Annotated in this window: 15 protein-coding genes, 1 tRNA gene and 1 riboswitch; of the genes, 8 read left to right on the forward strand and 8 right to left on the reverse strand. The window is 70.0% G+C overall.

Annotated elements, in window-relative coordinates; genetic code table 11:
* The 3 genes from AC5L30_RS29590 to AC5L30_RS29600 all read left to right on the forward strand — a co-directional run.
* Positions 1-1427 (forward strand): replication initiator (locus AC5L30_RS29590; RefSeq protein ID WP_494871265.1); only part of this gene is annotated, 1427 nt, incomplete at its 5' end.
* Positions 1428-1490: 63 nt separating this feature from the next.
* A complete protein-coding gene (locus AC5L30_RS29595; protein WP_494871266.1) occupies positions 1491-1700 on the forward strand; it encodes an excisionase family DNA-binding protein in 210 nt (69 codons plus the stop codon).
* Positions 1693-2835: a tyrosine-type recombinase/integrase gene (locus AC5L30_RS29600; protein ID WP_494871268.1), complete on the forward strand. Its 1143-nt coding sequence runs from the start codon at positions 1693-1695 to the stop codon at positions 2833-2835. The genes AC5L30_RS29595 and AC5L30_RS29600 overlap by 8 nt, the downstream gene beginning before the upstream one ends.
* A 54-nt stretch (positions 2836-2889) precedes the next feature.
* Here the strand turns inward: AC5L30_RS29600 and AC5L30_RS29605 are convergent.
* Together AC5L30_RS29605 and AC5L30_RS29610 are read right to left on the reverse strand one after the other, a co-directional pair.
* A tRNA-Gly gene (locus AC5L30_RS29605) sits at positions 2890-2963 on the reverse strand.
* A gap of 253 nt (positions 2964-3216) precedes the next feature.
* Entirely contained in the window at positions 3217-3777 is a 561-nt protein-coding gene (locus AC5L30_RS29610) for a pyridoxamine 5'-phosphate oxidase family protein (protein ID WP_494871270.1), read from the reverse strand.
* Positions 3778-3876: 99 nt separating this feature from the next.
* On the opposite strand from AC5L30_RS29610, the gene dcd reads away from it, so the two are divergent.
* The gene (dcd, locus tag AC5L30_RS29615; RefSeq protein ID WP_089018323.1) at positions 3877-4455 is read left to right on the forward strand and encodes a dCTP deaminase; all 579 of its coding nucleotides are present in this window, start codon (positions 3877-3879) and stop codon (positions 4453-4455) included.
* A 59-nt stretch (positions 4456-4514) separates the two neighbouring features.
* On the opposite strand, the gene AC5L30_RS29620 is transcribed toward dcd, so the two are convergent.
* Entirely contained in the window at positions 4515-5555 is a 1041-nt protein-coding gene (locus AC5L30_RS29620; RefSeq protein ID WP_494871272.1) for a C40 family peptidase, read from the reverse strand.
* A 13-nt stretch (positions 5556-5568) separates the two neighbouring features.
* Positions 5569-5704: riboswitch (cyclic di-AMP (ydaO/yuaA leader) on the reverse strand.
* 235 nt (positions 5705-5939) lie between these two features.
* On the opposite strand from AC5L30_RS29620, the gene AC5L30_RS29625 reads away from it, so the two are divergent.
* Positions 5940-7922: an N-acetylmuramoyl-L-alanine amidase gene (locus AC5L30_RS29625; protein WP_494871274.1), complete on the forward strand. Its 1983-nt coding sequence runs from the start codon at positions 5940-5942 to the stop codon at positions 7920-7922.
* A gap of 55 nt (positions 7923-7977) precedes the next feature.
* Here the strand turns inward: AC5L30_RS29625 and AC5L30_RS29630 are convergent, their stop codons facing one another.
* The 5 genes from AC5L30_RS29630 to AC5L30_RS29650 all read right to left on the reverse strand — a co-directional run bounded on the left by AC5L30_RS29630 (position 7978) and on the right by AC5L30_RS29650 (position 14253).
* Complete coding sequence (locus tag AC5L30_RS29630; protein WP_494871276.1) at positions 7978-8991, reverse strand: C40 family peptidase; 1014 nt, start codon at positions 8989-8991, stop codon at positions 7978-7980.
* A gap of 167 nt (positions 8992-9158) precedes the next feature.
* Positions 9159-10160: a hemolysin family protein gene (locus tag AC5L30_RS29635; protein WP_494871278.1), complete on the reverse strand. Its 1002-nt coding sequence runs from the start codon at positions 10158-10160 to the stop codon at positions 9159-9161.
* A complete protein-coding gene (locus tag AC5L30_RS29640; RefSeq protein WP_494871280.1) occupies positions 10153-11478 on the reverse strand; it encodes a hemolysin family protein in 1326 nt (441 codons plus the stop codon). The genes AC5L30_RS29635 and AC5L30_RS29640 overlap by 8 nt, the downstream gene beginning before the upstream one ends.
* 103 nt (positions 11479-11581) lie before the next feature.
* Entirely contained in the window at positions 11582-13780 is a 2199-nt protein-coding gene (locus AC5L30_RS29645; protein WP_494871371.1) for a (Fe-S)-binding protein, read from the reverse strand.
* Between the two features lie 206 nt (positions 13781-13986).
* Complete coding sequence (locus AC5L30_RS29650; RefSeq protein WP_494871282.1) at positions 13987-14253, reverse strand: cell division protein CrgA; 267 nt, start codon at positions 14251-14253, stop codon at positions 13987-13989.
* 221 nt (positions 14254-14474) lie between these two features.
* Here AC5L30_RS29650 and AC5L30_RS29655 point away from each other — a divergent pair, with 221 nt between their 5' ends.
* From AC5L30_RS29655 to AC5L30_RS29665, 3 genes are read left to right on the forward strand one after another with little or no spacing between them, the layout of a single operon-like run.
* Entirely contained in the window at positions 14475-15275 is an 801-nt protein-coding gene (locus AC5L30_RS29655) for a DUF881 domain-containing protein (protein ID WP_494871284.1), read from the forward strand.
* On the forward strand, positions 15272-16867 hold the full coding sequence (locus AC5L30_RS29660) for a class E sortase (RefSeq protein WP_494871286.1): 1596 nt from the start codon (positions 15272-15274) through the stop codon (positions 16865-16867). The genes AC5L30_RS29655 and AC5L30_RS29660 overlap by 4 nt, the downstream gene beginning before the upstream one ends.
* Positions 16868-16870: 3 nt before the next feature.
* A complete protein-coding gene (locus AC5L30_RS29665; protein ID WP_494871288.1) occupies positions 16871-17149 on the forward strand; it encodes a hypothetical protein in 279 nt (92 codons plus the stop codon).
* Position 17150: the final 1 nt, after the last annotated feature.

A 17150-nucleotide genomic window follows, 5' to 3' on the forward strand; every position in this document is an offset into this window, starting at 1 on the left:
ACGTCTTCGACTGGCTCGACCACGTCAAGGCAGCCGCGGGCTGCTCCCACCCGATCCGCCTCTCGGGCGAGGTCGCCACTGTCGAGCGGGCCACCGGCCAACTCCTGTCCGCCGCCCGAACCGAGGACATGCCCGACGGAGAGATTTACAAGCCGTGCGGCAACCGCCGTCACGCCGTCTGTCCCTCCTGCGCCCGCACCTACCAACGCGACGCCTACCAACTGCTGCGCGCCGGACTCGCCGGCGGCAAGGGCATCCCCGCGAGCGTGGCTGGGCATCCGGCGGTGTTCGTCACCTTCACCGCCCCGTCGTTCGGCAGCGTGCACACCCGCGTCGTGAAGCGGCACACTTGCGGCAACCGTCGCCGCTGCGACTGCCGGGCCGAACCCTGCCACCCCCGCCGGGCCACCGACCCCACCGCCCAACCGTGCCAGCATGGGCAACCGTCGGTCTGCTGGGCACGTCACGAGGAGACCGATCCTCGGCTGGGTCAACCGCTGTGTCTGGACTGCTACGACTACGACGCCCAGGTCGTGTGGAACCACTCCGCCCCGGAGTTGTGGCGCCGCACCACCATCGCCATCACCCGACACCTGCGCACCCGCGCCCGGCAGCTCGGCCTGCCCTGGGTCGAGCAGGTCACCGCCTCCGGCCGGGTACGCCGCGTGCCACCGGCCAAGCCGTCGTTCGGCAAAGTCGCCGAGATGCAACGCCGCGCCGTCGTGCACTACCACGCCATCATCCGCCTCGACGGCATCCACCCCTACGACCCCGACGCCGTCATCCCACCACCCGCAGCCTTCGGCGTTGACGACCTGGTCGCCGTCGCCGAACACGCCGCCACCACGGTCACCTTCACCACCCGCCCACACCCCGCCCAGCCGGCAGGCTGGGGCATCGCCTGGGGCGAGCAGGTCGACGTCCGCCCCATCGCCGCCGACGGCGAGATCACCGACGGGAAAGTCGCCGGATACCTGGCCAAGTACGCCACCAAGAGCACCGAGGCCACAGGGCACGTGTCCCGCCGCCTCGACGGCGAGGTCATCGACCTCTACGCCAACCACCAAGGAAGCCACCCCGAACGGCTCATCGACGCCTGCTGGACCCTCGGCCGCAACCGCGACTGGCAACACCTCCGACGCTGGGCACACATGCTCGGCTTCGGCGGCCACTTCCTCACCAAAAGCCGCCGCTACTCCACCACCTTCCGCATCCTGCGCGACGCCCGCGTCATCTGGCGACGCACGGAAACCGGCCACGAATACCCCGACCAGATCGAGAACGAAACGACCCTCATCGTCGGGCTGCTCACCTACGCCGGGTCCGGCTGGCGCACCACCGGAGACGCACTGCTTGCCAACACTGCCGCCGCCATGGCCCGCGAACGACGCGAGGTCGCACGAGAGGAGATGGCCGCTGCTGCGTGACTCACAAGACCCGTCCGTCATCACGAGAGGAGCACTGCCCTGAACGAACCCCGCGACGTCGACATGCTCACCGTCGACCAAGCCGCGCAACGCCTCGGCACCGGAGTCCGCTTCGTACGCCGCATCGTCGCCGAACGCCGCATCCGCTTCTACAAGGTCGGCAAGTACGTCCGGTTCCACCCAGATGACTTGACCGAGTACATCCGTCAAGGCCGCATTGACGCCGTCCGGCCTGTCCTGCAATACCGGGAGGGAGAGCACGTCTATGGCTAGCAAGCGCCGCTTCGGCCGAGTCCGGAAGCTGCCATCCGGTCGCTTTCAAGCTCGGTACCTCGACCCGGACGGCATCGATCGCCCCGCACCACACACTTTCGCCAGTAAGACCGACGCTGATCGCTGGCTAACCGCCGTCGAGACCGACATGACCCGGGGAACCTGGCGTAACCCGGACCTCGGTCGCATCGCACTCGATGCTTACCTCACCGAGTGGGTCAACCACCGTCCGAACCTGCGCCCCCGAACAATCGACCTCTACCGCTGGCTACACCGGAAGCACATCACGCCACGACTCGGCGGTTACATCCTCAACAATCTGACTCCCGGTGCCATCCGGGCCTGGCGTGCTGACCTTCTCAACGATGGTGTCAGCGCCACGATGGCGGCCAAGGCGTACCGCCTTCTTCGCGCCGCACTGAACACCGCCGTTGACGACGAACTCATCCGGCGTAACCCCTGCCGCATCCAGGGCGCGGGCATCGAACGGCCGACCGAGCGACCCACCGCCACCGTCGCCCAGGTCTTCCAGCTCGCCGACATCGTGCCCCGACGCCTTCGCGTCCTCATCTTGCTGGCCGCCTTCGCCAGCCTCCGCTACGGAGAGCTTGCGGCCCTGCGCCGTCGCGACTTCGACCCGCGCTGTCGGACCCTGACGGTCCGCGCGACTCTGGTCGAGCGCCAGGACGGCACCCTGACTTTCGGCCCGCCCAAGACCGATGCCGGCATGCGCACTGTCACCATCCCTGCGGCGATCCGTCGCGATGTGCTCGCACACCTGGACGCCTTCGTGAACGACGACCAGGACGCGCTCGTCTTCACTGGCGCAACCGGAGCGCCCCTGCGTCGCTCCAACTTCCAGCGCACCTGTAATTGGCGGGCGTCCGTCGCGGCGGCTGGCCTGCCTGGCTTCCACTTCCACGACCTGCGGCACACCGGTAACACCCTCGCCTCCCGGACCGGGGCGAGTCTCGCCGACCTGATGGCGCGGATGGGTCACGCCTCTACTCGTGCCGCAATGATCTACCAGCACACCGCCCGCGAGCAGGATGAGCAGATCGCCGACGCGCTCAGCTCGCAGATCAAAAAGAGTCAGGATCGGGCACGTAGCGGGCACGGCAAGCGCAAGAAGTGATGGCAACGAATGAGGCCCCAGCCAGGAAACTTGTCCTGAGCTGGGGCCTCACCGTGGAGCGGGTGACGGGAATCGAACCCGCACTGTCAGCTTGGGAAGCTGATGTTCTGCCATTGAACTACACCCGCAAGCGGCACCACTGTACCCGAGTCGTCGAGCCCGTGCACCCAGGTACCCCCGCCGGCCGCAGGTGTGCGCGTACCGCTCCGCCCGGGTCGACCCCGGGTTGATCCACTCGACTTTCTGGAAGTCGGGGCATCCGGAGCACTGGGACACCGCGATTTCATTGAAGTCGAGTTGATCATGCGGGTGCCGGCCGGCACGTACGGCCGGTGCCGGCTCCGTTGGAAGGAGCCGGCACCGATGATCTTCCGGTCGTGGTCAGGCGGCGGCCGTGCACTGGACGTCACGGCTGAGGCGGGTCGGGCGGGTCTGCGGGACGGTCAGTGGGGCGGCCACCGCCGCCGGGGCGTTTGGGTCGAGCCAGACCCGAACGGCCGGCCGACCCGGCGCGAGGCCCGGAATGCCCGCGACGTGCTGCTCACGGCGGGTGAGCATCGCCACGTCGACGGTGAACTCGAAGAGCCGCCAGTCGACCAGGGGCTCGGCCCGGGCGCTCTGCGCCAAGAGCGCCACCCGGACCGGATCGGTCACCGGACGGGCACGCCCCGCCACGTACGCCTCGTCGTCGCTCTCCTCCGCCGGGAACGAGTGCAGCGCGTAACGGCCGTCCCGTTCGAGGTCGCGGCGCTTGGGCGAGTCGATGATGAAGCAGAACAGCCCCTCAGCGGTGATGACCGGGGAGACCGGATGGACGCGGGGCCCGCCGTCGGCACGGATCGTGGCCAGATAGCCGAAGCCCGGCCCGTACTGCTGAAGGAGAACGCGGATCCCGTCGGCGAGTCGGGGCTCGTCGGCGGCGAATTCGGACCAGGAAGCCATGCGGGCATTCTATCGAACAAATGTACGAGCAGCGACCTCGACGCGCTGGTCACCGGCACCGAATCCGGGCACTTTTGGCAACGCGGCTATGGTGGTCCGATGCTGCTCTCCGACCGCGACCTGGTCTCCGAGATCAAGGCCGGCACGCTGGGCCTGGAGCCGTTCGAGCCCACCCTGGTCCAACCGTCCAGCATCGACGTCCGACTCGACCGGCTGTTCCGGGTCTTCAACAACCACCTCTACACCCACATCGATCCCGCCATGCAGCAGGACGACCTGACCTCGGTGGTCGAGGTGCCCGACGGCGAGCCGTTCGTGCTGCACCCGGGGGAGTTCGTGCTCGCCTCGACGCTGGAGGTCATCTCGCTGGGTGACCAGCTCGCCGGCCGACTGGAGGGCAAGAGCTCCCTGGGCCGGCTCGGGCTGCTCACCCACTCCACCGCCGGTTTCATCGATCCGGGCTTCTCCGGTCACGTGACGCTGGAACTCTCGAACGTGGCGAACCTGCCGATCACCCTGTGGCCGGGCATGAAGATCGGGCAGCTCTGCATCTTCCGACTCTCCTCGCCGGCCGAGCACCCGTACGGCTCGGTGGTCTACGGCTCGCGCTACCAGGGCCAGCGGGGGCCGACGCCCAGCCGCGCCTGGCAGCACTGGCGCACCTGGCCGACCCGCTAGAACCAGGACGACGAGGGCCCGCCGCGACGGATCGCGACGGGCCCTCCGAACATCCAGAGTCAGCCTGGGCGGCCGTAACTGTGGATCGGGCCGTCGTCGACCTTCTTCATCTTGACCGGTTGACCGGCCTGCGAGGCGTGCACCACCCAACCGTCGCCGACGTACATGCCGACGTGGTGGATGTCGCTGTAGTAGAAGACCAGGTCGCCGGGGCGCAGGTCGCCCCTGCTGACGTCCTTGGTGACGCGGCTCTGCGCGGCGGCGTTGTGCGGCAGCGACACGCCGGCCTTCGCCCAGGCGGCCAGCATCAGCCCGGAGCAGTCGTACGAGTTCGGACCCTCGGCACCCCAGACGTAGGGCTTGCCGATCTGCGCGCAGGCGAACTTGACCGCGGTGCCCGCGGCGCCGCCGGGGTAGCTACCCGGGCAGGGCGCCGGGCGCAGCGGACCGCCGCCGCCGTTGCCGTACACCTTGAGGCGCAGCTTCTGCAGGCGGTCGATCTCTTCGTTGATCTGCTTCTTCTTCGCCGCCAACTGAGCCTCGGTGCGGGTCAGCTGGGCCACCATCTCGTCCAGCGGCGCCTTCTGCGCGGCCAACTGGTCGCGCAGGTCGGCCACCTGGCGTACGTCCTTCTGCTGGTTGTGTGCGAAGCGGTCGAGCATTTCGAGCTGGCCGACCACCTCGCTGGGCGACCGGCTGCCCAGCACCGCGTTGACGGTCGAGACGTTCTCACCCTTGTAGGCGCGTACGGCCAGGGCGCTGACCTTGTCCATCGCGGCGTCGACCTGGCGCTCCAGCGGGGTGATCCGGGCGGCCAGCGCGTCGGCCTGCTTGCGCTTCGCGGCGAGGTCGGTGCGGGTGGCGTTGTGCCGTTCGATGATCGGTTCGAGCTTGTTCCAGTCGGCGTCGATCTGGCGCTCGATCTCGGCGACGGACGGGTCGGCGTGGGCCGCCGTGGCACTGCCGGTCAGGACGACGGCGATGCCGGCCAGCGCGGCGAGTGCGGTGGTGAAGCGGGACCAGCGTGGGCGCGGCACGATCGACGCCGGGCCGGCTGATGCCGGCCGCTCGGACGACGGCCGCGGGGCATGGAGTGCCACCGGGGTTCCGTACTCCTTCTTCCTGACCGCCTACCGGGTTAGCTGACGGGTTCGGGCGGGAAGTCGGCGCCCTACCGCAGTGGCTGCGGATTCACCCCGAGGGACCTGGGTCCCCGGTTCGCTCGGAAACGACTCGGCGGTGTCGGTCCGTTACCGCCCGGGCTGGGCGGAGCTGCTGTCGGGCCGACGAATGACCAGAGTAGAGACGCTCGTTACCGATCCGCAACCCGTGCGGCCGTGACACTCCGTACCGATTGGACGAGACGACCGACCGTGTGTGAAGAATTCTTTCCGCTGACGTAGATAGATGGAAAGGTATTGACCTGACCTCCCGGGCGGCGCGATGGTGACCTGACCTCACTCCGCGAGAATCTAGGGGGTTCGATGCACCATCCAACCCTGTCGGCCGGCTGGCGTGCCCTGCTCGCCGCCACCGTGGTCGCCGCCGCGACCACGGTGCCACTCTCCGCCGGCCCGGCCGCCGCCGCGCCCACGACCGACCGCCAGCAGCAGTACGCCGCCGCGGCCACCGAGTACGGGGTGCCGACCGTCGTGCTGCTCGGCGTCTCCTACCTGGAGTCGCGCTGGGACACCAACGCCGGCACACCGAGCACCAGTGGCGGCTACGGCCCGATGCACCTGACCGACGCGCGGCACGTGGCCGCCCTACCCGGGGGTGGTCACCACGACGCCGGCGCCGAGGACCCCCGCGGCGACGATTCCCGTCCCGCCCGGGTGCCCGCACCCCGGTCGGTCGAGGCCCCCGCGCCGTCCACCGCCGCGTTGCAGACCGTGGACGCCGCCGCCGCGCTGACCGGCACCACTCCCGAGGCACTGCGCACCGACACGGGCCTCAACATCCGGGGTGGGGCCGCGCTGCTCAGCGCGTACCAACGGGACCTGGGTGCGCCGGTCGGCGCCGGCACCGACCCGGCCGCCTGGTACGGCGCGGTGGCCCGCTACTCCGGCGCGGACAGCGCCGACGCCGCCGCGGCCTTCGCCGACGAGGTCTTCACCACCATCGTCGCAGGCCAGTCCCGGGTGACCGACGACGGCCAGCGGGTCACCCTGCCGGCCCGTGCGGTGCGCCCCGAGCGTTCCTGGTTGGACAGGCTGGGCCTGCGCCGGCTGGCCCGCCCGGACGGGGTGGAGTGCCCCCGCACCATCTCCTGCGAGTGGATCCCGGCACCCTACGAGGCGTTCGGCGACGGGGACTACGGCAACCACGACCTGTCCGACCGGCCCGCACGGCAGAAGATCGAGTACATCGTCATCCACGACACCGAGGCGAGTTGGGCGACCACGCTGCAACTCGTCCAGGATCCGACCTACGTGAGCTGGCACTACTCGCTGCGCTCGGTCGACGGGCACATCGCCCAGCATGTGAGGACCAAGGACGTCGGCTGGCACGCCGGCAACTGGTACGTCAACGCGAAGTCGATCGGGCTGGAACACGAGGGCTTCGCGGCGCAGGGCACCTGGTACACCGAGGCGATGTACCGGACCTCGGCGAAGCTGGTCCGGCATCTGGCGCTGCGGCTCGGCATCCCACTGGACCGTCAGCACATCATCGGCCACGACAACGTGCCCGGCACCGTCGCCTCGACCGTGCGGGGGATGCACTGGGATCCGGGCCCGTACTGGGACTGGACGCACTACTTCGACCTGCTGCACGCCCCTCGACTGGACACCGGCACCCCGGCCACCGGGCTGGTCCGGATCGACCCGGACTACGCCACCAACCAGCCGGCGTTCATCGGCTGCGTCACCGCGGGCGTGCCGTGCGCGCCGCGCGGCTCCTCGGCGGTGGTGCTGCGCAGCGCGCCGTCCGCGGACGCGCCGCTGGTCAACGACATCGCGCTCCGCCCAGACGGCACCCCGAACACGATGGCCGTGTCGGACCACGGGGCCCGGGCATCCGCCGGGCAGACGTACGCGCTGGCCGGGCGGCAGGGTGACTGGACGGCGATCTGGTACCTCGGACAGCGGGCCTGGTTCCACAACCCGGCGTCCGCGCCGACCGCCAGTTGGACCGTCGGCGTGGTGGCCACCCCGAAGCCCGGCCGGGCCACCGTTCCGGTCTACGGACGGGCGTACCCGGAGCAGTCGGCGTACCCGGACGGGGTGCCATACCAGGCGATCTCGCCGCTTCAGTACACCTTGGCCGCCGGGCAGCGGTACGCCGTCGGCGCGGTGCTGGCCGGTGAGTACTACCGGGCCAGCACGTTCGACGGCTCCTCGCCCGGTGACTGGACGGTGATTCGCGGCAAGAACCGGTACGCGCAGATCCAGTTCGGCCACCGGATCATGTACGTCGACCTCGCCGACGTGCAGCTGTTGCCGTCCCCGTCGGGCGCTCCCCGCTGAGAACCACGACGGCCCCCGGTCGGTGACCGGGGGCCGTCGTGTCGCGCCAGGTGGATCAGCCGGGTCTACGGAACCCGGCGACGGGCATGTTGTTGATGCTGGCCACCTGCACCGGTTTGCCGGCACGTGGCGCGTGCACCATCTGGTTGTTGCCCAGATACAGCCCGACATGACTCAGGCCGGAGAAGAAGAAGACCAGGTCACCGGGGCGGGCGTCGCCTCGCGAGATGGCCTTGCCCTCGTTCCACTGGTCACCGGTGTGGTGGGTGAGGTAGATCCCGGCCGCCTTGTAGGCGTACTGGGTCAGCCCCGAGCAGTCGAACGAGTTCGGCCCGGTGGCGCCCCAGACGTACGGCTTGCCGACCTTGCCGCAGGCGGTCTTGATCGCGGTGCGGGCCGCCGCGCTGACCACTCCGTTGATGGTCGGGCAGGCCGCGGTCACCACCGTGGTCTTGGGCATCGACGCCTCGAGCTTCTTGATCTCGCCGTCGATCTGCTTCTTCTTGGCCGCCAGCTCGTTCTGCTGCCGGGTCTGGGTGACGATCAGCGCGTCCAGCTTCTGCTTCTCGCCGTCGTACTTGGCCCGCACGGCCAGCACACCCTCGACCTCCTTGCGCTCCTGCGAGGCGAGCCGGTCGAGGATGGTGAGCTGCTCGGTGAGCGTGTCCGGCTTGGCGCTGACCAGCAGCGCGCCGATGTCGTGCGACGGGCCGGAGATGTAGTAGCGGGAGGCGAGGTCGCCGACCCGGTTGAGCGCCAGTTCGCTCTGCAGCGCCAGCGGCTCGATCTTCTTCTGCAGGTTCGCCGACTTCTGCCGGTTGACCTTCAGCTGCGCCCGGACCTTGTTGTACTGCTCGATGGTGGGCTCCAACTGCTCCCACTTCTTGTCGATCTGCGCCTCGATCTCGTCGACCGTGGGCGCGGCATGTGCCGGCGCGGTCAGCAGACCGGCGCCGACCGCCGCGGCGGCGACCAGGACCAGCACCCGATGCGCGGCGCGACGCAGGCCAGCAGAGCGAGCAGACGCAAACAGGTCGTGACGATGAGGGGGCATGGTTGCCACCGGCACCGACTCCTTTGCAACCGACCGCCGGGCGCCTCGCGTGAGGGAAGGGCCGAGGCAGACGACCCACAGCGGTCGGTGCCCCACATTAGGGAAGCTCGGGGCGGTAATCAAGGCGAGCGCGGTAACCATCACTGTCGTGCAACCGCTTGCACACCAAGGGTATTGGTCCATCAACCAACGATTGCGGTCAATACATCGTCGAGAGTGACCACTCCGAGAGGCCGCCGACCGTCGCTGACCAGCACCATGTGCCGCCGCTCGCGGCGCATGGCCAGCAGCAGGTCGGCCAGCGTACGCTCCGGCGGCACCACCGCCAGCGGCCGGTAGACGTCGGCCGGCACCGGGGACCGGCGGCCCTTCCCGGCGTACCCGAGCACGTCCTTGACGTGCACGAAGCCGAGCACCCGACGGGTCGACCGTTGCACCACCGGGAACCGGGACCGGCCGGTCCGGGTCGCCAGCACCTCCAGTGACGCCGGTGAGACGTCCTCGGCCACCGTCACCACCGTCGACCAGGGTTGCAGCGCGTCCGCCGCCGTGCGCGCGTGCAGGGCCAGCGCGCCCGTGATCCGCGCGTGCTGCTCCGCGTCGAGCAGCCCCTCGGTCCGTGCCTGGGAGACCAGGCCGGCCAACTCCTCGGCGGTGAACACCGTCTTCACCGCCTCGGACGCCTCGATCCGCCAGAACGCGAGCACCCGCCGGGCCGCCCATTTCATCGCGAGCAACAACGGTTTGGTGGCCACACAGAACGCCAGCATCGCCGGGCCGAGCCAGAGGGCCGATACCTCCGGCCCGGCCAGTGTGATGTTCTTCGGCACCATCTCGCCGACGACCGTGTGCAGGAAGACCACCACACCCAGTGCCAGCACGAACGCCATCGGGTGCACCGCCCGCTCGGGCAGGCCGGCCGCGTGGAACGGCGGCTCCAGCAGGTGAGCCAGCGCCGGTTCGGCGATCGCGCCCAGACCCAACGAGCAGACCGTGATGCCGAGCTGCGCGCCGGCGATCATCAACGGGATCTGGTTCATCGCCGACAACGCCCAGCGGGCGCGTTTCGACCCGGCGGCCAGCGGTTCGATCACCGTCCGGCGGGAGGCGATGAGCGCGAACTCGCTGCCCACGAAGAACCCGTTGCCGAGCAGCAGCAGCACGGTCACCAGCAGCTCAGTCATCGTCGTCCGGATCCGCCGGGCGCAACACCCGGACCTGCTCGATCCGGTGCCGCTCCACCTCGACCACGGTGAACTCCCAGCCGCCCGTCTCGACCGTCTCGCCGGCGAGCGGGATGTGCCCGAGCTGGGCCATCAGGAACCCGGCCAACGTCTCGTACGGACCCTCGGGCAGCCGGAAGCCGGTCTGCTCGGCCAACTCGTCGGAGCGGAGCACCCCGTCGACCAGCACGGTGCGCTCACCGCCCGGCACGGTCAGCTCGACCGACCCGTTGTCGTCCACGCTCGCCGGGTCGAACTCGTCGGCGATCTCGCCGACCAACTCCTCGACGAGGTCCTCGACGGTCACCACGCCGTCCGTGCCGCCGTACTCGTCGACCACGATGGCCAGGTCGGCCCCGGCCGCCTTCAGCGCGGCCAGGACGCCGTCCAGGTTCAGGCTCTCCGGCACGTACACCGGCTCGCGGGCCACCGAGCCGACCGTCGTCGACGCCCGGTCGGCCAGCGGCACGCCCAACGCGTCGGGCACAGCGGCCACCCCGGTCACCAGGTCCAGGGTCTCCTCGTACACCGGGAAGCGGGTCCGCCCGGTCCGCCGCGACTCCTCCAGCAGCTCGGCCACGGTGGCCGTGACGCGCAGCGCGACCACGTCCACCCTGGGGGTCATCGCCTCCGCAGCCCGCTTGTCACCGAAGCGGATGGTGCGACGCAGCAGCATCGCGGTGTCCGTGGGCAGCGCGCCGGCCCGCGCCGAGATGGCCGCCAGCAGACCCAGCTCCTCCGGCGAGCGGGCGCTGGCCAGCTCCTCCTGCGGCTCCACGCCGAGCGCCCGGACCAGTCGGTTCGCCGAGCCGTTCAATCCTCGGATCACCCAGCCGAACGTCCGGGAGAAGGTGTGCATCGGGCCGGCCGTGGCCAACGCCGCCGGCATGGGCCGGGCCAGCGCCGCGTTCTTCGGCACCAACTCACCGAAGAGCATGGAGATCAGCGTCGCCAGGGCCAACGCGAGGAACGGCGTGATCCGCTCGGTACTGCCGCCGGCCAGCGGGCGCAACAGCGGGGTGAAGAGCCGCGCCAGGGCCGGCTCGGCCAGGTAGCCGGTGAGCAGCGCGGTGATGGTGATGCCGAGCTGCGCCCCGGAGAGCTGGAAGGAGAGTTCGCGCAACGCCGTGCGTACCGTCAGAGCGGCCTGGTCGCCGGCGGCGGCCCGCCGGTCGATCTCCGGCCGATCGACCGTGACCAGGGCGAACTCGGCCGCGACGAAGAACGCGTTGCCCGCGGTCAGGGCTACGAAGCCGACCAGGGGCAACAGCGTCGTCAAGAGTAGGCCGTCGATGTCGCCTCACCTCGGCGAGATTCTTGCACGACGGCGGCGGCCCTCAGGGGCCGCCGCCGTCGATGAACAGATCCCAGGGGTACGCGTCTCAGCCGCCGATCGGCGCGGTCTCCTTGCCGCCCTGCGGCTGCTCGGGCTTGACCGAACGGAGCAGCACGCTCGCCACGTCGATCACCTCGACCTGTTCGCCGGCGCCCTTGCCGTTGACCCCGTCGTTGAGCATGGTCGAGCAGAACGGGCAACCGACCGCGACCGTCTTCGCCCCGGTGGCCATAACCTCCTCGACCCGGTCCACGTTGATCCGCTTGCCGATCTTCTCTTCCATCCACATCCGGGCACCGCCAGCGCCGCAGCAGAAGGAGCGCTCGCTGTTACGCGGCATCTCGGTCAGGTCGCCCTCGATGGCGTCACCAAGGACCTCACGGGGGGCCGCGAAGATCCGGTTGTGCCGACCGAGGTAGCAGGGGTCGTGGTAGGTGACGCCGCCGTCGACCGGCTGCACCGGCGTGAGCTTGCCGGTGGCGACCAGGTGCGCGAGCAGTTGGGTGTGGTGGACCACCTCGAACTCGCCGCCGAGCTGGCCGTACTCGTTGCCCAGGGTGTTGAAGCAGTGCGGGCAGGTCGCGACGATCTTGCGCTTGGCCTTCTCCCGACCCTCGAACGCCTCGTTCAGCGTCTCCACGTTCTGCTGGGCGAGCATCTGGAAGACGAACTCGTTGCCGATCCGTCGCGCCGGGTCGCCGGAGCAGGTCTCGCCCTCGCCCAGGATCGCGAACTTCACGCCCGCCTCGTTGAGCAGCGTGGCCACCGCGCGGGTGGTCTTCTTGGCCCGGTCCTCGAACGCACCGGCGCAGCCGACCCAGAACAGGTACTCGAAGTCGTCCACCTCGCCGACCCGGGGGACCTCGAAGTCCAGGCCCTTGGTCCAGTCCTCGCGGGTGTTCTGCGGGGCGCCCCACGGGTTGCCCTTGTTCTCCAGGTTGCGCAGCATCACCCCGGCCTCGGAGGGGAAGCTCGACTCGATCAACACCTGGTAACGGCGCATGTCGACGATGTGGTCGACGTGCTCGATGTCCACCGGGCACTGCTCGACGCAGGCGCCGCAGGTGGTGCAGGACCAGAGCACGTCCGGGTCGATGACACCGCCCTCCTCGGCGGTGCCGATCAACGGCTTGTCGGCCTCGGCGAGGGCCAGCACGTCCAGGTGGGCGAGCTGCGCCTGGGTGGCCTTCTCCTCGCCGGTCAGGTCCTTGCCGCCGCCGGCCAGCAGGTAGGGCGCCTTGGCGTACGCGTGGTCGCGCAGGCTCAGCACCAGCAGCTTCGGCGACAGGGGCTTGCCGGTGTTCCAGGCCGGGCACTGCGACTGGCAGCGACCGCACTCGGTGCAGGTGCTGAAGTCGAGAAGGCCCTTCCAGCTGAACTGCTCGACGTGGGCGACGCCGAACTGGTCCTTCTCCGGGTCCGCCTCCTCGAAGTCGAGCGGCTTGCCCTGGCTGGTCATCGGGCGCAGCGCGCCGAGACCGGATCCGGCCGGCTTGGCCGGCTCGCGCTTGAAGAAGATGTTGGGGAACGCCAGGAAGCGGTGCCAGGCGACGCCCATGGTGACGTTCAGGGAGATGACGATCAGCCACGTCATCGAAATAATGATCTTGATGGCCGCGGCGACGCTGACGCCGTCCGCCCAGTCGGGCAGCACCGCACCGACCGCGTGGCTGACCGGGGTGGCCCAGAACGGGAACTCGAAGTGGTCGGTGGCGACCTTGAAGCCCCGGATCAAGAAGCCGAAGATCAGGACGAGCAGCACGATCCACTCGACGAAGTAGCCCTGCCACATGGTCGAGCCGGTGAACCGGGACCGCCCGCCCGGGCGGGTCGGCCGGTTGCGCAGGCGGATCGCCATCAGCACCAGGATGCCGACCAGACCCAGCACCCCGATGATCTCGGTGACCAGGCCGAAGATCGTCCAGTGCCCGATGATCGGCAGACCACCGTCGGTGGTGACCACCTCGAAGTACGCCTCGAGCACCAGCAGCGACAGCACGACGAAGGCGACCATCACGAACCAGTGCGCGGCGCCGACCACGCCCCACTTGAACATCCGGGTGTGGCCGGCCGTCTCCACCAGCATCGTCCTGGCGCGGGCGACCTTGTCGGAGAACCGCTCCGGCGCGGGTTGCCCGAGCCGGATGACTGCCACCATCTTCAGGACCGCACGCACCGCAAGCCACACCGCCACGGCGGTGATGGCGGCCGCGAGGATCGTGGTGACGATCTGGACGCTGCCCATCGAGTTGGCCTCCCCGGTCTGCTGCCTGATGACCTCGCTCTGCTCGGTCATGCAGTGCAGCCTACGCGAAGGTTACCCAGCGGTAACGTGAGTCATCTCGCAGTAGGCCGCGCTGCCTGCGGACACCATAGGGGGCCCCGCCCGATCCTGCCGGGCAGGGGCTCAACGGGGTGACGTGAGACCGCCGACGCGACGGTCTGACGGAATCAGCGCCAGCGGGAGAGCAAGGCCAGCGAGGCGACCATCGCACCGAAGCCGACGGCGAGGTTCCAGTAACCCCACGCCATGACCGGGTACTCCTGCTCGGACAGGTAGTAGAGCACCAGCCAGCCGATCCCGACGACGATCAAGGCGACCGCGGTGACCGGCAACCACACCGGGCTAGGCTTGCGCGACGACGAAGTCGTCGTCGTCGGACGGACGTCCGTCGGCGGGGTGTACACCTTCTTCTTACGGACCTGAGACTTGGGCACGGCGCTCTCCAGAGGGGTGACGACCTCGTCCGGCCTGACAACCGGGCGCGGGGGCGACGGTCCATGGCCAATAATGTTCGAGAGCTAGCGTAGTCCCGATTGCCCGCCCGGACCACGAATGGGGTCAGGCAGGTGCACGGAGTGACCGAAAGAGGCGGGACTGTTCGCATCACCGGCCCGGCCGGTACGGACCGATCCCCGACACGCGGAAGGAACGCTCGGTGGAGTACACATCCGGCGCAACCTCCTGGCAGAAGGTCCTCCGACGGGCCGCCGCCGGGCTGCTGCCCCGGCGACCGCGTCAACGCCGTCCGGGCTGGTCGATCGGGGTGCCCCTGATCGCCGCGGCGGCCGGGTTGCTCTTCACCACCACCGCGACCACCGCCGGCGGCACGGCTCTCCGAGAGGACCGGCGACCCCAGCTCAACCAGCTCATCGAGGACCGACGCGAACAGGTGGCAGCCAGCGAACGCCGCGCCGCCACGCTGCGCGGCGAGGTCGAGCAACGGACCAACACGCTGGCCGGCTCGGACGCCCCGATCAAGGATCAGCAGAATCGCGCCCAGGGCAGCCTCCAGGACGCCGGGTTCACCGCCCTCGCCGGGCCCGGGGTCACGGTCGAGCTGAACGACGCGCCACAGCTCGACCAGACGCAGTCGGACGCCAGCAACGACGACCTGGTGGTGCATCAGGGGGACGTGCAGGCGGTGGTCAACGCACTCTGGGCCGGCGGAGCCGAGGCCATGTCAATCATGAACGTCCGCGTGCTCACCACCAGCGCGGTACGCTGCGTCGGTAACACCCTGCTACTTCATGGCCGGGTGTACTCCCCACCGTTCAAGATCGTAGCAATCGGCGATCCCGCTGCCCTCCAGCAGGCCCTCGCCAGCTCTGAGGGAGTCCGGTTGTTCAAGGACGCGGTCGACGACTACCAGCTCGGCTACAAGGAGACGGCCTCCACGGTGCGAGTTCCCGCATTCGAGGATTCCACCGCCCTGCGCTCGGCGACGGTGCCCAAGTGAGCGGGCCGGACGAGCGCCGCGACGGGCGACACCGGGACCAGACCGACGAGCCGACCGCCTTCCTGCCCACGTTCGATCGGCCAGAGTCGGCACCCGGCCGACCGGCCCCCGCCAGCAACTGGCCCGAGCCGGTGCTGCACCCCCCGCGAGCCGAACAACCGACGCGGCCGAGCGCCAGCCGACCCGAGCCGACCGAGACCCCGGGCCGCCCGGGTGTCGAAGCCCCGCCGCCCTGGCCGGGCACCGCGTCCACCCGACCGACCGCGCCCAACGCCGCCCCGAACCGACCGCCGGCCGCCGGCAGTCCACCGAGTGCCGCCCCGACTCGACCGGCCGCCCCCGGCGGGATGCCCATGCCGGCCCGGCCGCCGGCCGCCGGCGGGATGCCGAGCCGACCGACGGCCTCCGGTGACCCGAGCCGGCCTGTCTCCTCCGGCCCCTCGACCCCACCGCTGGCCGACTCGCCGACCGCGTACATCCCGCAGGTCACCGCCCGGCCCGCGCGACCCACCGGCGCCCCGGTCTCGCCGGCCGCCCCCGACCGGGTCGCGGCGGCCGGCCAGGAAGGCTTCGCGTCGACCGGGCCGAGCCGGCTCCCGCCAACAGCGCCGGGTCGGGTCCCGCCGGCCGGTCCTGGCCAGGTCCCGCCGAGCGCCGGAGCGGGTCGGGCCGCGGACCCGGCCGCCACCGCGCTGATTCCGGCCGTGCCCGCCACACCCGCCACCCGGCCGCCAACCATGGACTCGACCGCGTTGATGGGTGCTGTCCCCCGCACAGCGGTCCCCGAGGCGTCGGCCGGCGACAACCCCGCCGACCCTCCCCAACCGCGACGCGGCGAACGGGTGGTCCAACTTCGGCCACACCAGACCGGCGAGGGCTACAAGAGCGTCTACTCCGAGCTCACCCGCCCGTCGTTCGGCTCGCGACTGCGCACCGGCGTCCGCGTCACCGGCGAAATCCTGATCACCTTCGGCCTGGTGGTCCTGCTCTTCGCCGGCTACGAGGTCTGGGGCAAGTCGGCCATCGTCGACGCCCACCAGAACGACCTCAACAACCAGTTGGCTCAGGCGTGGGGCCCGACCGACGACCCCACTGTCGCCCCGTCGGTGGGCCCGAGCGTCAAACCGTCCCCACCGGTACGCGGCAAGCCGCTCGCGGGCCTCTACATCCCCAAGCTCGAGAAGAACTGGGTCGTCGTCGAGGGCGTCACCCAGCAGGACATCCGCTTCGCCCCGGGCCACTACCCGACCAGCGCGCTCCCCGGTCAGGTGGGCAACTTCTCCGTCGCCGGCCACCGCAACCGGGCCACCTTCTGGCGGCTGGACGAGCTGAATGACGGCGACGCGATCGTGGTCGAGAGCAAGACCGACTGGTACGTCTACCGGGTGTCGCAGTCCCGGATCGTCCGACCGACCCAGGTCGAGGTGGTGGCGCCGGTGCCCGGCGAGCCGGACAAGAAGCCGACCAAGCGGATGCTCACGCTCACCACGTGCAACCCGAAGTTCGACAACTACCAGCGCCTGATCATCCACGCCGAACTGGACCGCACCCAACCCAAGTCCGCGGGCCGCCCGGCGGAGCTGGAGGGCTGACCCATGTACGCGTTCATCTGGCGCAAGCTGCCGTTCGGCCTGGTCGGAAAGCTGACCGGCTCGGTGCTGCTGGTGGCCGCCACGGTGGCCCTGCTGTGGTATGTCGCCTTCCCCTGGGCCGAGCCCCTGTTGCCCTTCGACGACGTGCAGGTCGAGTCGGGCGTACCCGCCGAGACGGGTGGCGACGACCCGGTGACCGGGGAGACCCCGGCCGGCGACGAGCACGAACTGCCGTACGACACCGACCAGAACAACTCCGCGCCCCCCTCCCCGAGCAGGTGAC

Source organism: Micromonospora sp. BQ32 (assembly GCF_059358895.1).